General features: G+C 69.8%; 13 protein-coding genes. 7 read left to right on the forward strand and 6 right to left on the reverse strand.

Annotated elements, in window-relative coordinates; translation table 11 throughout:
• Window positions 1-39: 39 nt before the first annotated feature.
• The gene (locus FHT38_RS22075; protein ID WP_183483511.1) at window positions 40-1,242 is read right to left on the reverse strand and encodes a CaiB/BaiF CoA-transferase family protein; all 1,203 of its coding nucleotides are present in this window, start codon (window positions 1,240-1,242) and stop codon (window positions 40-42) included.
• Between the two features lie 148 nt (window positions 1,243-1,390).
• Between FHT38_RS22075 and FHT38_RS22080 the strand changes: the two genes are divergently transcribed.
• Window positions 1,391-2,206: an IclR family transcriptional regulator gene (locus FHT38_RS22080; protein ID WP_183493235.1), complete on the forward strand. Its 816-nt coding sequence runs from the start codon at window positions 1,391-1,393 to the stop codon at window positions 2,204-2,206.
• 40 nt (window positions 2,207-2,246) lie between these two features.
• On the opposite strand, the gene FHT38_RS25115 is transcribed toward FHT38_RS22080, so the two are convergent.
• Window positions 2,247-3,068: a UPF0149 family protein gene (locus tag FHT38_RS25115; RefSeq protein ID WP_221213874.1), complete on the reverse strand. Its 822-nt coding sequence runs from the start codon at window positions 3,066-3,068 to the stop codon at window positions 2,247-2,249.
• Window positions 3,065-4,009 carry a LysR family transcriptional regulator gene (locus tag FHT38_RS22090; RefSeq protein ID WP_091729316.1) on the reverse strand — a complete coding sequence of 315 codons (945 nt, stop codon included), beginning with the start codon at window positions 4,007-4,009 and terminating at the stop codon, window positions 3,065-3,067. Before FHT38_RS22090 ends, FHT38_RS25115 begins: the two co-directional genes overlap by 4 nt.
• Before the next feature lie 297 nt (window positions 4,010-4,306).
• On the opposite strand from FHT38_RS22090, the gene FHT38_RS22095 reads away from it, so the two are divergent.
• Window positions 4,307-4,549, forward strand: coding sequence for a hypothetical protein (locus tag FHT38_RS22095; RefSeq protein ID WP_091729319.1), 243 nt, complete (start codon window positions 4,307-4,309; stop codon window positions 4,547-4,549).
• A 203-nt stretch (window positions 4,550-4,752) separates the two neighbouring features.
• Here the strand turns inward: FHT38_RS22095 and FHT38_RS22100 are convergent, their stop codons facing one another.
• Window positions 4,753-6,621 (reverse strand): phosphoenolpyruvate carboxykinase (GTP), encoded by a 1,869-nt coding sequence (locus tag FHT38_RS22100; protein ID WP_183493236.1) that lies wholly within the window; start codon window positions 6,619-6,621, stop codon window positions 4,753-4,755.
• A 388-nt stretch (window positions 6,622-7,009) separates the two neighbouring features.
• On the opposite strand from FHT38_RS22100, the gene FHT38_RS25490 reads away from it, so the two are divergent.
• Both FHT38_RS25490 and FHT38_RS25495 read left to right on the forward strand, forming a co-directional pair.
• The gene (locus FHT38_RS25490; RefSeq protein ID WP_183493237.1) at window positions 7,010-7,942 is read left to right on the forward strand and encodes an NAD(P)-dependent alcohol dehydrogenase; all 933 of its coding nucleotides are present in this window, start codon (window positions 7,010-7,012) and stop codon (window positions 7,940-7,942) included.
• 2 nt (window positions 7,943-7,944) lie between these two features.
• On the forward strand, window positions 7,945-8,760 hold the full coding sequence (locus FHT38_RS25495) for a YafY family protein (RefSeq protein ID WP_310737413.1): 816 nt from the start codon (window positions 7,945-7,947) through the stop codon (window positions 8,758-8,760).
• A 33-nt stretch (window positions 8,761-8,793) separates the two neighbouring features.
• On the opposite strand, the gene FHT38_RS22115 is transcribed toward FHT38_RS25495, so the two are convergent.
• On the reverse strand, window positions 8,794-9,294 hold the full coding sequence (locus tag FHT38_RS22115) for an Lrp/AsnC family transcriptional regulator (RefSeq protein ID WP_183483519.1): 501 nt from the start codon (window positions 9,292-9,294) through the stop codon (window positions 8,794-8,796).
• Window positions 9,295-9,401: 107 nt separating this feature from the next.
• Between FHT38_RS22115 and FHT38_RS22120 the strand changes: the two genes are divergently transcribed.
• The 3 genes from FHT38_RS22120 (at window position 9,402) to FHT38_RS22130 (ending at window position 12,349) form a co-directional block, all read left to right on the forward strand.
• Window positions 9,402-10,331 (forward strand): DMT family transporter, encoded by a 930-nt coding sequence (locus FHT38_RS22120; protein ID WP_183493238.1) that lies wholly within the window; start codon window positions 9,402-9,404, stop codon window positions 10,329-10,331.
• A 166-nt stretch (window positions 10,332-10,497) separates the two neighbouring features.
• Window positions 10,498-11,811 (forward strand): GAF domain-containing protein, encoded by a 1,314-nt coding sequence (locus tag FHT38_RS22125; RefSeq protein ID WP_183493239.1) that lies wholly within the window; start codon window positions 10,498-10,500, stop codon window positions 11,809-11,811.
• A complete protein-coding gene (locus FHT38_RS22130; protein WP_091729337.1) occupies window positions 11,777-12,349 on the forward strand; it encodes an MOSC domain-containing protein in 573 nt (190 codons plus the stop codon). The genes FHT38_RS22125 and FHT38_RS22130 overlap by 35 nt, the downstream gene beginning before the upstream one ends.
• Window positions 12,350-12,371: 22 nt before the next feature.
• On the opposite strand, the gene FHT38_RS22135 is transcribed toward FHT38_RS22130, so the two are convergent.
• Window positions 12,372-13,448 (reverse strand): alkene reductase, encoded by a 1,077-nt coding sequence (locus FHT38_RS22135; RefSeq protein WP_183493240.1) that lies wholly within the window; start codon window positions 13,446-13,448, stop codon window positions 12,372-12,374.
• Between the last annotated feature and the right edge of the window lie 288 nt (window positions 13,449-13,736).

Below are 13,736 nucleotides of genomic sequence, written 5' to 3' on the forward strand. Positions count from 1 at the left end.
CCGGCATGTCGCCATCCGCCGCCGGAAATTCCTGCCCGCTCATACCGCCTTCTCCTCGATCAATGCCGCCCGCTCGGCGGCGCCGTAGCCGAGTTCCTCCAGGATGGCGCCGGTGTGCTCGCCGAGCCGCGGCGGCGGCCGGTCCACCGACGGCGCCTCGCCATTGAGCTTGAAGCCGGTGCGCAGCACGTGGATGTCGCGGCCGACGCCGGGCACGTCCTCGAAGCGCTCGACCAGGCCGCGCTGCGCGATCTGCGGCTGCTCGAGCGCCGCCTTCACCGACAGCACCGGCCCCGCCGGCACGCCGGCCGCGTTGAGGCGCTGCCACCACTCGCTGGCCGGCCGGGCGGCCAATGCGGCCTCGAGCCGCTGCTTGAGTTCGGCCCGATGCTGCAGCCGCGCCTGGCGATCGACGAAGCGCGGATCGGTCTTCCACTCGGGATGGCCGGCCACGTCGCAGACGGCCTCGAACTGCTCCTGCTTGTTGGCCGCGATGTTCAGCAGCCCGTCGCCGGTGCGGAAGGCACCGGACGGGCTGGCCGTCACGTTGTCGTTGCCCATCGGCCGCGGCTCCTGGCCCGCGACCAGCAGGTTCGATACCGCCCAACCCATCGTCGCCATCGCGGCCTCGAGCATGGAGACGTCGATGAAGACGGCCTCATCGCGGTCGCGGTCGGCCAGCGCCGCGGCGATCGCCATCGCGGCGGTCAGGCCGCCGATCGTGTCGGCGACCGGATGGCCGACGCGCAGCGGCGCCGTCGCCGCGTCGCCGGTGATGCTCATCATCCCGGACATGCCCTGGATGATCTGGTCGTAGGCCGGCAGGTCGCGCAGCGGGCCGTCCTGGCCGAAACCGGAGATCGCGCAGTAGACGAGCCGCGGCTGGATCAGGCGAAGCGCCTCGAAACCGACGCCCAGCCGCTGCATCACGCCGGGACGGAAGTTCTCGACGACCACGTCGGCGGTCGCTACCAGCTTGCGGAACACCGCCTGGCCGGCCGGGCGCTTGAGGTCGATGGTGATCGAGCGCTTGCCCGGGTTCTGGGCCAGGAAGGACGCGCCCATCCGCGCCTCGTTGAGCGCGGGGTCGGCACCGAGTTGCCTGGCCAGGTCGCCGGTTTCGCGCGCCTCGACCTTGATGACATCGGCGCCCAGGTGGGCCAGTTGGTGGCAGGCGAATGGGCCCGCGAGGACGTTCGTCAGGTCCAGGACGCGGACGCCGCGCAGCGGGGAAAGGCTCATGGTGGGCTCCGTCGCGCATGCCTGCGTTGTGTCCGCATGCGTTGGTGAAAGTTCTATCTGACAGAACGTTGATTTGTCTGATAGAACTCTAGGACGACTTGATCCGCCTGAACAGGGCCTGAGACAAGGGAATTACGAGGGAATACCCATGGCTGACCGCAAGACCGCCCCCGCCCGCCCCCCGGAACCCGCCGATGGAGGGGGCTCGTCAGCGGACGTTGACTCCAGCGGGGTGGCGGTGCTCGACCGCGCCTTCGCTCTCCTGGGGGCCTTCGGTCAGGACGACGACAGCCTGTCGCTGGCGGAACTGGCGCGCCGGACCGATCTCTACAAGAGCACGGTGCTGCGGCTGCTGGCTGCGCTGGAACACGGCGGCTTCGTGCGCCGGCTGTCCGACGGCCAGTACGCCATCGGCCCGGCGCCACTGCGGCTGGCGACGATCTACCAGCGCTCGTTCCAGGTCGGGCCGGCGGTGGAGCCGCTGCTCAAGCAGCTGAGCGCGGAGACCGGCGAGACGGCGTCCTTCTACGTCCGGCACGGCGACGCCCGCATCGCGCTCTACCGCTGGGAGCCGGCGCGCTCGGTGCGCGCCGCGGTGGCGGTGGGCCAGCAGTACGCCTTGCGCCAGGGCGCCTCGGGCAAGGTGCTGTGCGCGTTCTCGGAGGACCGGAGCGCCGGCTTCGAAGCCATCCGGACGCGGGCCTGGGCCGATTCCTACGGCGAGCGCGAGCCGGACACCGCCTCGGTCGCCGCACCGGTGCTGGCGGCCGACGGACGGGCACACGGGGCGATCGCGGTCTCCGGACCGCGCATCCGCCTGTCGCCTCCGACGACGATGCTGGCGGCTTGCCAGGCGGTCCTGGGCGCCGCCCGGGAAGCGACGCGATTGCTGGGAGGCGACGTCGCGCGGCTCGATGCCGCGTCGCGCGCGCTCAGCCCCGACCAGTTCAGCGGCGGCGCCTGAGCGCCGCGCGCATCAGCGACCGCGGCCCCCGGCGAGGCGATCAAGCCGCGCCGTGGCAGTTCTTGAACTTCTTGCCCGAGCCGCAGTGGCAGGGATCATTGCGACCCAGCTTGGGAGCGTCGCGGCGGACCTGCTCGACGTGATACCGCTGCGACTCGGTCGCTTCCTGGAGGTCGACCACGGTCAGGATCAGATCCTCGATCGCCTCGTCGATGTTCTTGAGCGGATGCTCGCGATCCAGCAGCTCGACGACCTCCCGCTCCTCCGGCGTCTCGGCCGGCAGGTGGCGGTACAGGCGGGCGAGCAGCGCGTTGACGTTGTCGTCGGCCTGCTCGTGCAGGTCGGGGAAGGTCACCGCGGCGTATTCGAAGCCGCCGACCCACGGCAGCAGCGCGCGGGTGATCGGGTCCTCGGGCAGTGTCACCGCGTCGGGATCGATGCCTTCGGCGGCCGCGATCTCGGCGGCGGCCTCGACGGCGTCTTGCGCCTGCTCCTCGGCCTCACCGCTCCCCTCGCCGCTCTCGCCTTCGGTCGCGTCCTCCGCGTCCAGATCCAGCACCAGCGGATAGAACCAGCCCTGCTCCAGCATGCTGTGGTTCAGCGAGGCGAAGCGGCGCTCCACCAGCGCGCGGATGCGGGCGAGCCAGGCGGGGTCGACGTCGTCAGGCAGCGGGCGGCCTTCGTAGTCGAAGACCGGCGGCAGCCACTCCTCGATCGGGATCAGGCGCGGCTGCACCAGCACGCCGGCCAGGTAGCCGTCCAGCATCGAGGCATCGAGCGGCTCGAGCGGCGCGGGCGTGGCGGCGAGAAGGTCGTCGAGTTCGTCGAACTCGGCGTCGGAAAGGTCGTGGGCAATGCTCATGGGGCGCGATTGTCGCCGGGCGCGACCGATTCGATCAGCCGTTCGCGCATCCAGCGCTGGGCGCTGCGGTCTTCATTGCGCAGGTGCCAGAGCAGGTCCACGTGCACCGGCGAGAGCTGCATCGGCAGCGGCCGGTAGATCAGCGCGTCCTGATAACCGGTGGCGGTGATGAAGGATTGAGGGAGCACCGTCAGCAGATCGGAATGCGCGACCACCCGTCCGGCGGTGAAGAACTGGTTGACCGTCAGCGCGATCCGGCGGCTGCGCTTGAGCGCCGCCAGCGCTTCGTCGACGAAGCCGTAAGGCCGGCCGGAGAAGCTCACCAGCAGGTGATGCGCCTGGCAGAAGGCGTCCAGCGTCAGTTCCTGGTCCGCCAGCGGATGGCCCCGCCGCATCACGCAGACGTAGTACGAGTCGTAGAGCCGCTGCTGGCGGATGGCCGCCATGTCGCCCTGCCCCTTGAGCGCGGCGACGGCGGTCGGGAAGTAGCCCAGCGCGAAGTCGGCCTCGCCCTGCTCCAGCAGCGAGCGGGGATCGCGGGTCGTCAGCGGCAGCACATGGACATTGGCCAGCGCGCGCAGCCGCTCCAGCTGCTGCATCAGCGGCGGCAGGATCAGCGCCGCGGTGGCGTCGGCCATCGCCAGCCGGAAGGTGTATTCCTCCGAGCCGGGCTGATAGTCGCCCGGATCGAGCGCCACCCGCAGCCGCGTCAGGGCCGACCGGACCTCGGGCCACAGGCCCTCGGCGCGGGACGTGGGCTTCATCCCGAAGGCCTGGCGCACGAACAGGTCCTCGCCCAGCGCCTCGCGCAGGCGCTTGAGCGCATGGCTGACCGCCGGCTGCGTCATCGACAGCCGCTCCGCGGCCCGGGTCATCGAGCGCTCCGCCATCACGGCGTCGAAGACCTTCAGCAGGTTGAGATCCAGGTTGCGGAAGCTCACGGGGGGCCCTCCAAAGCAGGCACTTCTTCACGGGAAACGCGCGCACATCGGTGCGGCGACGCGCTCCAACGACGGCACTCCAACGGGTGATTCGCGGCGCGAATTGCGCATTCCTTCGCGCTTGGCGGTGCACACCGTGATGCCGGTCACGGTCGGAACGCGGGCCGCGCAATGATATGCACGGCGTTTATACATTCGATGCCCATCTTTCATTGGCGTCATGTCTAGGGGAAACCCTATAGTTCGTTCCGTCGGTTCTACAGAGCCGCACAACCCAGCCAATCAAAGGAAATCGCCATGAGCGTCGCTACCCAAACCTTCGGTCTGCCGCTGAGCCGCACGGTGCGTCGCGGCGGCACGTTCGCCACCATCGGTGCCCGCGTCTGGGCCCGCACCATCACCAACGTGAAGGCCCGCATCGAGTCCGCCAAGATGGCCCGCGCCGAGCGCGAGCTGCTGGCCCTCGCCGCCCAGTATGAAGAGAGCATGCCCTCCTTCGCCGCTGAACTGCGCGCCGCCAACGCCCGTCGCAACGGCTGACACGCCGCCCCACCGGGCGCCGTACAGGCCCGGTCGCGAAGCCAGGAACCCTCGTAAGGTGAGCGCAGGCTCTCCTCGAAAGGCGCTCCAGGCCGAGCAAAACAAAAGCCCGCTTCGAGCGGGCTTTGCCTTTTGCGGCGCCGATGAAGGCACCACCCCGTTTGCGGGGCAGCGGGGCTGCGGGCCGGGTGGCCCGCCGTCGATCAGGCCTGGGCCAGGCGCTGTTCGATCCTGGCCTTGGTGGCCGGCAGTTCGGCCGGCAGGCCCTGGGCCAGCTGGGTGAAGAGCTCATCGTGCAGCTTGAGCTCGGTCGCCCAGTCCTCGTTCGAGATCTGGGTGACGGTCTTGAACTGTTCCGGCGTGAAGGCCAGGCCCTGCCAGTTCAGGTCCTCGTAGCGCGGGCTGGTGCCGAAGGCGTGTTCGACGCCCTGGCCCTGGCCGTCCACGCGTTCGAGCATCCACTTCAGCACGCGCATGTTCTCGCCGTAGCCGGGCCAGACGAACTTGCCGTCGGCGCCCTTGCGGAACCAGTTGACGCAGAAGATCGCCGGCAGCTTCGCGCCGGACTGGGCGAGCTTGGCGCCCAGCGTCAGCCAGTGCTGGAAGTAGTCGGCCATGTTGTAGCCCATGAAGGGCAGCATCGCGAACGGGTCGCGGCGCACGACGCCCTGCTGGCCGGCGGCCGCGGCGGTCGTTTCCGACCCCATGGTGGCGGCCATGTAGACGCCTTCGGTCCAGTCGCGCGCCTGGGTCACCAGCGGCACGGTGGTCGAGCGGCGCCCGCCGAAGATGAAGGCGTCGATCGGCACGCCGGCGGGGTTGTCCCACTCGGCGTCCAGCGCCGGATTGTTGGTTGCCGCGACGGTGAAGCGGGCGTTCGGATGCGCGGCCTTGGCGCCGGTTTCCTTGGCGATCGCGGGCGTCCAGTCCTTGCCTTGCCAGTCGATCAGGTGCGCGGGCGGCGTGTCGGTCATGCCTTCCCACCAGACGTCGCCATCGTCGGTCAGCGCGACGTTGGTGAAGATGACGTCCTTGTCCAGGCTGGCCATGCAGTTCGGGTTGGTCAGCGAGTTCGTGCCCGGGGCGACGCCGAAGTAGCCGGCTTCCGGATTGATCGCGTACAGGCGGCCGTCCCTGCCGGGCTTGATCCAGGCGATGTCGTCGCCGATGGTGGTGACCTTCCAGCCCTCGAAGCCGGCCGGCGGGATCAGCATCGCGAAGTTGGTCTTGCCGCAGGCGCTCGGGAAGGCGGCCGCGACGTGATGCTTCTTGCCTTCCGGCGAGGTGACGCCCAGCACCAGCATGTGCTCGGCCAGCCAGCCCTGGTCGCGGCCCATGGTCGAGGCGATGCGCAGCGCGAAGCACTTCTTGCCCAGCAGCGCGTTGCCGCCGTAGCCGGAGCCGTAGGACCAGATCTCGCGCGTCTCGGGGTAATGGACGATGTACTTCGTCTTGTTGCAGGGCCACTTGACGTCGGCCTGGCCTGGTTCGAGCGGCGCGCCGACGGTGTGGACGCAGGGCACGAACTCGCCGTTGTCGCCCAGCGTGTCCAGGACCGCGCGACCCATGCGGGTCATGATGCGCATGTTCACGGCGACATAGGGGCTGTCGGACAGTTCGACGCCGATGTGGGCGATCGGCGAGCCGATCGGTCCCATCGAGAACGGCACGACATACAGCGTGCGGCCGCGCATCGCGCCCTTGAAGAGCGCCTTGTCGCCGGTTTGCAGCAGCGCGCGCATCTCGGCCGGTTCCATCCAGTTGTTGGTCGGGCCGGCGTCGAGCTTGTTCTTCGTGCAGATGAAGGTGCGGTCCTCGACGCGGGCGACGTCGCTGGGGTCGCTCCATGCGAGGTAGCTGCCGGGGCGCTTGGCCGGGTTCAGCTTCTGGAAGGTGCCGGCGTCGACGAGCTGCTGGCACAGGCGGTCGTACTCGGCCTGGCTGCCGTCGCACCAGTAGACGTCCTTGGCTTCGGTGAGCGCGGCGATCTCGGCGACCCAGGCGATCAGGCGCTGGTGTTTCACGTAAGCCGGCACGTTCAGGCGCAAGCCTTCCATTACAGGTCGGTTCATGGCGATTCCCAATTTGAGGATATGAAAAGCGGAATTGGGTCAGCTCCGATCCGGTGGCTTCCCGCTCTGCCTACAGAGGAGAAGACCGCGGAGCTGACCCAATGCCGCACGCCATGGCTGGTGCCTCGCCGAACACTGGTTCCAATGTAATCACGCCGTAACTCGCGTGCTCGGCGGGGTTATGCGTTTCTGGAATGGATTGATGCTCGGGTGCGCTCGCGCGGGAGGCCGCCCGAGGTGGGACCGATGGTGCCGGGAACTGGCACCATGTTTTCCTACATTGGGCTTCCCCTCACCCACCGGAGCCCACCATGCATCCCGTCCCAGCCGCCATCCAGGCGGTCGATCAGTCCCCTGTCGAAGCGTCGCCGCGAAGGACCGGCCCGCAATGAAGCGCATCCAATACGACCAGTACGGCGGCCCGGGCGGCATGAGGCTCGCGGACTTCCGGCTTGCTGCGCCCGCCAAGGGCGAAGTCGCCGTCGACGTGAAGTTCGCAGCGATCAACCCCGTTGACTGGAAGATCCGCAATGGCTACTTGAAGCTGGTGACCGGAAAGGCCTTTCCGCGCGCCATGGGCAGTGACTTCTCCGGCGTGGTGACCGCGGTCGGGCCCGGCGTCACCCGCTTCAAGCGCGGCGACGCCGTCTTCGGTTCCGCCCGCATCAAGGAAAGCGGCGCGCTCGCGCCAGCCGTCATCACGAGCGACGCCTTCCTGGCAAAGAAGCCTCGCAACGTGACATTCGAGGAGGCGGCGTGCCTGGGCACACCGGGCGTGACGGCCTGGAACGGCCTTGTCGACAAGGCCCGGCTGAAGCCCGGCATGCACGTCCTCATCAACGGCTGCACCGGCGCCGTGGGCGAGGCCTCCGTGCAGCTCGCACGCCGATGGGGGGCGACGGTGTCCGGCATCTGTGGCGCGGACGCCATGGAGCGCGCCCGCGCCCTGGGCGTGATCGCGGTCCACGACTACCGCACCACCCGGATCGCCGACCTCGAGGAGCGCTACGACGTCGTCTACGACACGGCGGGCACCATGACGGTGGCCGAAGGCCTGGGCCTGCTGCGCAAGAACGGCGTGTTCCTCGACATCGACCCGACCCCGGCCAAGTTCCTGCGCGCAATCCTGAACCGGCGGCTCAAGCCCATTGTTTGTTCGCCCCGGTCCGAGGTCCTCGATGGCCTGGCCCGGGCCGCCGGGGAGGGCACACTGCGCCTGCCCGTCGCGCAGATCGTGCCCTTGAGCGACGCCATCCGCCTGCTCACCGACCTCGAGGCAGGCAAGAAGCTCAACGGAAAGGGCCTCGTTGCCATGGAGTAGACGTGACCCGCAGCCACCGATTGTTCGATCTCATGCAGGTCTTGCGCCGGCACCGCGGAACGGTGTCAGGCCAGACGCTCGCCCAGGAAACCGGCGTGTCGCTGCGCACGATCCGGCGTGACATCGCGACCCTGCAGGCCATGGGCGCGGACATCCAGGGCGAGGCCGGCATCGGCTACATCCTCCGTCCCGGCTTCCTGCTGCCGCCCATGTCGTTCACCACCGAGGAAATCCAGGCCCTGGTGGTCGGCGCGCAATGGGTGAGCCGCCAGACCGACGATGCGCTCGCGCTCGCGGCCCAGAACGCGCTGGCCAAGATCGGCGGCGTGCTGCCGCCCGACGCGCGGCGCGTGCTGGACGACGACTCCATGTACGTCGCCCGCGAGCGCGAGGACGAGTCGGGGCTCGATCTGGCAAGAGTGCGGCAGGCCATGCGCGAGCAGCGCAAGATGCGCATCGCTTACATGGACCAGGACGGCAGCCGGACCGAGCGCATCATCTGGCCGGTCGTGCTGGGCTTCGTCCAGTCCCAGCGCTTCATCGCCGGCTGGTGCGAGTTGCGGCAGGACTTCCGGTTGTTCCGGGCGGACCGGATCTCCAAGGTCGAGTTCCTGGAAGACACTTATCCGCGCAGCCGTCGGCAGATGGCGAAGGAATGGTGCGCGCAGGTCGACGCCCGGCGCATGGCGGACGCCGACCTGGCGTCCCGTCCCACCGACGCCGGCCTGCACGAGCCATCCCTCGCCACCTTCCGGCCCGAGCCGCTCGAGGGTGGTGGCGAAGGATCGCCTGATGCAACTGAGCCGCACCATAGATGAAAGGCGGAATGGGGTCAGCTGCGATCCGGTGGCTCACTCCCCTGTGCGAGGCCCGCGGGTGATCCGCTTCGTCTTCAAATCCAGGCTCGGAAACACCACGCTGCGCTTCACCCGCCCATAGGCGAAGCTCGTGTCGATGGACTGGATCCCGGGGATGGCGTGCAGCTCCTGCCGGACGAAGCGCTCGTAGTCCTTCAGGCTCTGCGTCAGGACGCGCAGCAGGTAATCCACCTGACCGGTCATCACGTAGCAGTCCAGCACGGCGTCGACCGCCTGGATGGCGCGCTCGAACTTGCGCACGGCGTCGGCGGTGTGCTCCTTCAGCTTCACACCGACGAAGGCGGTCACCGGCAGGCCGAAGGCCTCCTCGTCGACGACCGCCGTGTAGCCGCGGATCATCCCGGACTCCTCCAGCATGCGCAGCCGGCGCAGGCAGGGGGTCGGCGTCAGGCTCACCTGCTCCGACAACTCCTGGTTGGTCATTCGCCCGTTGGCTTGGAGAGCGGCGATGATTTGGTAGTCCTTGCTGTCCATGTGCTGGACATTAGCAGCTTCTGCCAACCACAAGCCCGATAACGCGTGACTTTGAACGCTTCCGCTGGACCGGCGAATCGAGAATTCCCGGGTCCGACGAGAACGCCATGAAGTCCCTCCAGCCCATCTCCGCCTCCCCCCTTTCGATCGCCGCGCCGCCCCGCCCGTGGGTGGGCTGGCTGACGATGGGCCTGACGCTGGTGATCTGGGCCAGCTTCTCGCTGTCGATCCGCGCCATCGGCAGCTCCAGCCTCGCGCCCACCGACGTGGCGCTGATCCGCTTCCTGGTGCCGGCGCTCGCGCTGGCGCCCTTCCTGCCCTCGCGGTTCGCCGCGCTCCGGGCGCTGCCGGTGAAATGCTGGGTCATGGTGGCTTGCGGCGCGGGACTTCCCTTCTTCCTGATCGCCTCGCTGGGCGGCAAGTTCACCTCGGCCGCGCATGTCAGCGCGCTCATCGCCGGCACCACGCCGGTGTCCTTCGCGGTGATCGGCTGGCTGCTGTGGCGGGAGCCGGTCTCCCCCGCGCGGATGCGGCGGCTGGCCCTCATCCTGGTGGGCGTGGCCCTCATGGTGTGGGGGTTCGGCGCGCAATCGCCGCATGCCATGGTCGGCGCGGGCGTGCTGCTGCTCGCCAGCCTCCTTTGGGGGATCTACACCCATGGCCTGCGGCTGGCGGGGCTGGACCCGCTGTCCGGCGTCATGGTCGCGACCTACCCGTCGGTGGTCGCGCTCGCCGCCCTGGTCGGCTCGGGGCTGGTGGAGTCGCGACTCGCGGCGGCGCCGGTAAACGAGCTGCTGATGTTCGCCGCGGTCCAGGGCGTGGGCGTCGGCCTGTTCTCGACGCTGCTGTATGGCATGTCGATCCGACTGCTCGGCGCAGCGAAGTGCGCGATGGTGGGCGCGCTGGCGCCGGTGCTCGCGACGCTGCTGGCCATCCCCCTGCTGGGCGAGTCGCCCACCGCGCTGACCGCCTTTGGCGTGATGGTGGTCAGCCTCGGCGTGGTGCTCGCCGTCCGGGCCAGCACGGCGCCCCGCTGAAGGCCCCCCGTAAGCGGGACCTGAGCTCACCCGGCGAGGCACTCCGCCGGTGACAGGCCAGCGTTGTGCCCCCACGCTGCTCGGGCAAGTCCCGACCCGCCGGGGCCGCGCCGGCACGTCGAAAGCCCCTATGCTCGGCGCGTCCACCGCGAGGTTCCCGACGCTCATGTCCGCTCCCACCGGCCTCAGCCTCCGCGCCCGCCTGTACCTGGTCCTGGGCCTCGCGCTTGCGCTGGTGGCCGCGTCGGCGCTGCTGGGGTGGTGGCAGTCGAGCCGGCTGGCCGGCATCGCGCAATCCCTCTATGAAGACCGCCTCGTGCCGGTGGACCTGCTGCGGGAGATCGAGCACACGCTCGGCGCACAGCACCTGGGCGCGCTGCTGATCGCGCAGGCGCAGCAGCCCGACGCCGCGCAGCTGGACAGCGCCGGCCGTCGCCTGGCCGATGCCACCCGCGCGCTCTGGCGCCGCTACCTGGCCACCCGCATGGCGCCGGCCGAGACCGCCCTGATCGCCCGCACCCAGCCGCAGCTGGACCAGCTCTGGGCCGCGCTGACCGCCAACCTGCCGCCGACCCCCGAAGCCCTGCGCGAGCTCAACCAGCGCCGCCTGGCCACGATGCGGATGCTCGACGAGCTGATCGCCTTCCAGCTCAGCCAGGCGCGCGTCGACACCGAACGCGCCCGGCAAGGCGCCACCGACGCCGCCCACCTCGGCCTGCTGCTGGTGCTGCTCACCGCGGGCCTGTGCGGCGTTGTCGTCTGCACCGTCTGGACCCGCTACGACGAGGAGCGCCGCGCCGGCCAGGAGTCGCGCCAACGGCTGCAGCGGCTCTACCAGGCGCTGTCGCAGACCAACCAGCGCATCGTGCGCCGCGAGGCCGAGGCGCTCCACGATCCCCGCGCGGAGCAGCACCTGTTCGAGGACCTGTGCCGCATCTGCGTCGAGACCGGCCATGCGCGCTTCGCCGCGGTGGTGCTGGTCGATGGCGATCATTTCGAGCGCGTCGCCGACCACGGCCCCGCCGACCGCCTGATGCCCGGCGCGCCGCAGCGCTGGCGTGCCGATGCGCCGTTCGCGCGGAGCTCGATGGCGACCCGCGCCGTCCTCGAGGGCACACATCAGGTCAGCAACCGCGCGCTCGAGGATCCGAGCCTGACGGCGCCCGGGGCGCCGCTGATCCCGCCGGGCGTCGAATCGATGGCGGCCTTTCCGCTGCGCCGCGGCGGCGAGGTGGTGGGCGCGCTCAGCCTGCTCGCGGGTGAGCCGGACTTCTTCGATCCCCAGGTGATGGGACTGCTGGACGAGATGGCCGGCGACCTGTCCTTCGCGCTCGAGCACCTGCGGCGCGAGCGCCATCAGGCGCGCGAGCTCGATGCCCTGCGCGAGGCGCTGCGCCAGCGCGAGCCCGGCCTGGTCGAAACCACGCCTGCGGCAGAATCGCCGGATGCAACTGATCAGTCTGAACACGGCCCGCGCTGAACCGCTGCTCATCGACGGCCGGCCGGTGATGACCGGCATCCGCAAGCAGCCCGTGGCCGAGGCGCGCGAGGTGCGCCCCCTCGGCGTGGAGGGCGATGAGCAAGCCGATCCCAGCGTCCACGGCGGCCTGTCCAAGGCGGTCTACGCGTACCCCGCCGAGCATTACGACTTCTGGCGCACGGTGCGCGCCCAGGCGCAGGTCGCGGGCTGGGAGGCGCCGCTGCCCTGGGGCGCGGTGGGCGAGAACCTGTCGATCACCGGCCTGCTCGAAGGCGACGCCTGGATCGGCGACGTGCTGGTCTTCCCCGACTGCGAGCTCGCGATCAGCGAGCCGCGTTATCCCTGCTTCAAGTTCAACGCGGTCATGGGCTTCAACAAGGCCGCGAAGATGATGACCCAGAGCGGCTGGTGCGGGTTCTACCTCGCGGTGCGGCAGCCCGGCACCATCGCGGCGGGGCAGGCCTTCACCGTCCGGCCCGGGCCGCGCGAGGTCTCGATCGCCGAGCTCTTCCGGTCGAAGACGAAGGGCAAGGATTGACCCTCGTCCTGCGGCGCCCCGCTCAGTCCGCCAGCGCCGGATAGTCGGTGTAGCCCTCGGCGCCGCCGCCGTACATCGTGGCCGAATGGGCCTTCTGCAGCGGCGCATTGAGCCGCAGCCGGCGCACCAGGTCCGGATTGGAGATGAAGCTGCGGCCGAAGGCCACCGCGTCCGCGTGGCCGTTGGACACCGCCTCGATCGCCATCTCGCGGGTGTAGCCGTTGTTGGCGATGTACACGCCCTTGAAGCGCTCGCGCAGCGCGCCGTAGTCGAACGGCGCGACATCGCGCGGACCGCCGGTGTGGCCCTCGATCACATGCAGGAAGGCCAGCTTCATCGGCGACAGCTGCTCGACGACATGGTTGAACAGCGCCTGGGCATCGCTGTCCTGGCCCGCGTCGTTGACCGGCGTGACCGGCGACAGGCGCAGCCCGGTGCGGTCGGCGCCGATCGCCTCGGCGATGGCCTGCATCACCTCGAGCAGCAGCCGCGCGCGGTTCTCGATCGAGCCACCGTAGGCGTCGCTGCGGTCGTTGATGCTGTCGCGCAGGAACTGGTCCAGCAGGTAGCCGTTGGCGCCATGCACCTCGACCGCATCGAAGCCCGCGGCCATCGCCGCATGGGCCGCGTGGACGTAGGCCTGCACGATGCCGGGCAGTTCTTCGGTCGTCAGCGCCCGCGGCGCGGCCACGTCGACGAAGCCGTCCTTGGTGAAGGTCTTGCTCTTGGCTTGACGGTCGGTCGCCGATTGCGGCGGGGCACCGGCGGGTTGGAAGTCCGCATGGGAGATGCGGCCGACGTGCCACAGCTGCACGGCGATCTTGCCGCCGGCTTCATGCACCGCGTCGGTGACCTGCTTCCAGGCGGCGATCTGCTCGGGCGAGTGGATCCCCGGCGTATCCAGATAACCCTGGCCCTCGGGAATGATCTGGGCGCCCTCGCTGATGATCAGGCCGGCCGAGGCGCGCTGGCGGTAGTACTCGACGGCCAGCGGCCCGGGCACCAGGCCGACGGAGCGGTTGCGCGTCAGCGGCGCCATCACGACGCGGTTGGACAGGGAGACGGCGCCGACTTGCAGGGGGTCGAAGAGACTGGGCATGGTGACTCTGGAATGCGGAAGGGAAGGCGAAGGCGCCCACGCGGGGCGCCGGTTCAGGATGGGCCGCAGCTTAGCGAGCGAACCCGGCCGGCGCAGCGCCTTGGCGACAGTCCGGACGCTCGCTGGGGGCTTGGCGGCGGGCCGCAGGCGCGCCAGGTCGCTTGGCTACACTCGCCCGTCCGCGCGGGGCGCCACGTCCATGGCGCGCTGTCCCGCCCGGCGCGCGCCCGACCGGGCTTTGACGTGTGCATGACGCGCGCCGACGCGCCCTGCAGGCCCGGCGCATGT

The organism is Mitsuaria sp. BK041 (genome assembly GCF_014193085.1).
Classification (GTDB): domain Bacteria; phylum Pseudomonadota; class Gammaproteobacteria; order Burkholderiales; family Burkholderiaceae_C; genus Roseateles.

Bases quoted from the DNA above. Each gene is read 5' to 3' on its own strand.
- FHT38_RS25490 (WP_183493237.1), top strand. From the start codon at position 7,010: ATGAAGCGCATCCAATACGACCAGTACGGCGGCCCGGGCGGCATGAGG.
- FHT38_RS22120 (WP_183493238.1), top strand. From the start codon at position 9,402: ATGAAGTCCCTCCAGCCCATCTCCGCCTCCCCCCTTTCGATCGCCGCG.
- FHT38_RS22080 (WP_183493235.1), top strand. From the start codon at position 1,391: ATGGCTGACCGCAAGACCGCCCCCGCCCGCCCCCCGGAACCCGCCGAT.
- FHT38_RS22130 (WP_091729337.1), top strand. From the start codon at position 11,777: ATGCAACTGATCAGTCTGAACACGGCCCGCGCTGAACCGCTGCTCATC.
- FHT38_RS22115 (WP_183483519.1), bottom strand. From the start codon at position 9,294: ATGGACAGCAAGGACTACCAAATCATCGCCGCTCTCCAAGCCAACGGG.
- FHT38_RS22135 (WP_183493240.1), bottom strand. From the start codon at position 13,448: ATGCCCAGTCTCTTCGACCCCCTGCAAGTCGGCGCCGTCTCCCTGTCC.
- FHT38_RS22075 (WP_183483511.1), bottom strand. From the start codon at position 1,242: ATGAGCCTTTCCCCGCTGCGCGGCGTCCGCGTCCTGGACCTGACGAAC.
- FHT38_RS22095 (WP_091729319.1), top strand. From the start codon at position 4,307: ATGAGCGTCGCTACCCAAACCTTCGGTCTGCCGCTGAGCCGCACGGTG.
- FHT38_RS25115 (WP_221213874.1), bottom strand. From the start codon at position 3,068: ATGAGCATTGCCCACGACCTTTCCGACGCCGAGTTCGACGAACTCGAC.
- FHT38_RS22125 (WP_183493239.1), top strand. From the start codon at position 10,498: ATGTCCGCTCCCACCGGCCTCAGCCTCCGCGCCCGCCTGTACCTGGTC.
- FHT38_RS22100 (WP_183493236.1), bottom strand. From the start codon at position 6,621: ATGAACCGACCTGTAATGGAAGGCTTGCGCCTGAACGTGCCGGCTTAC.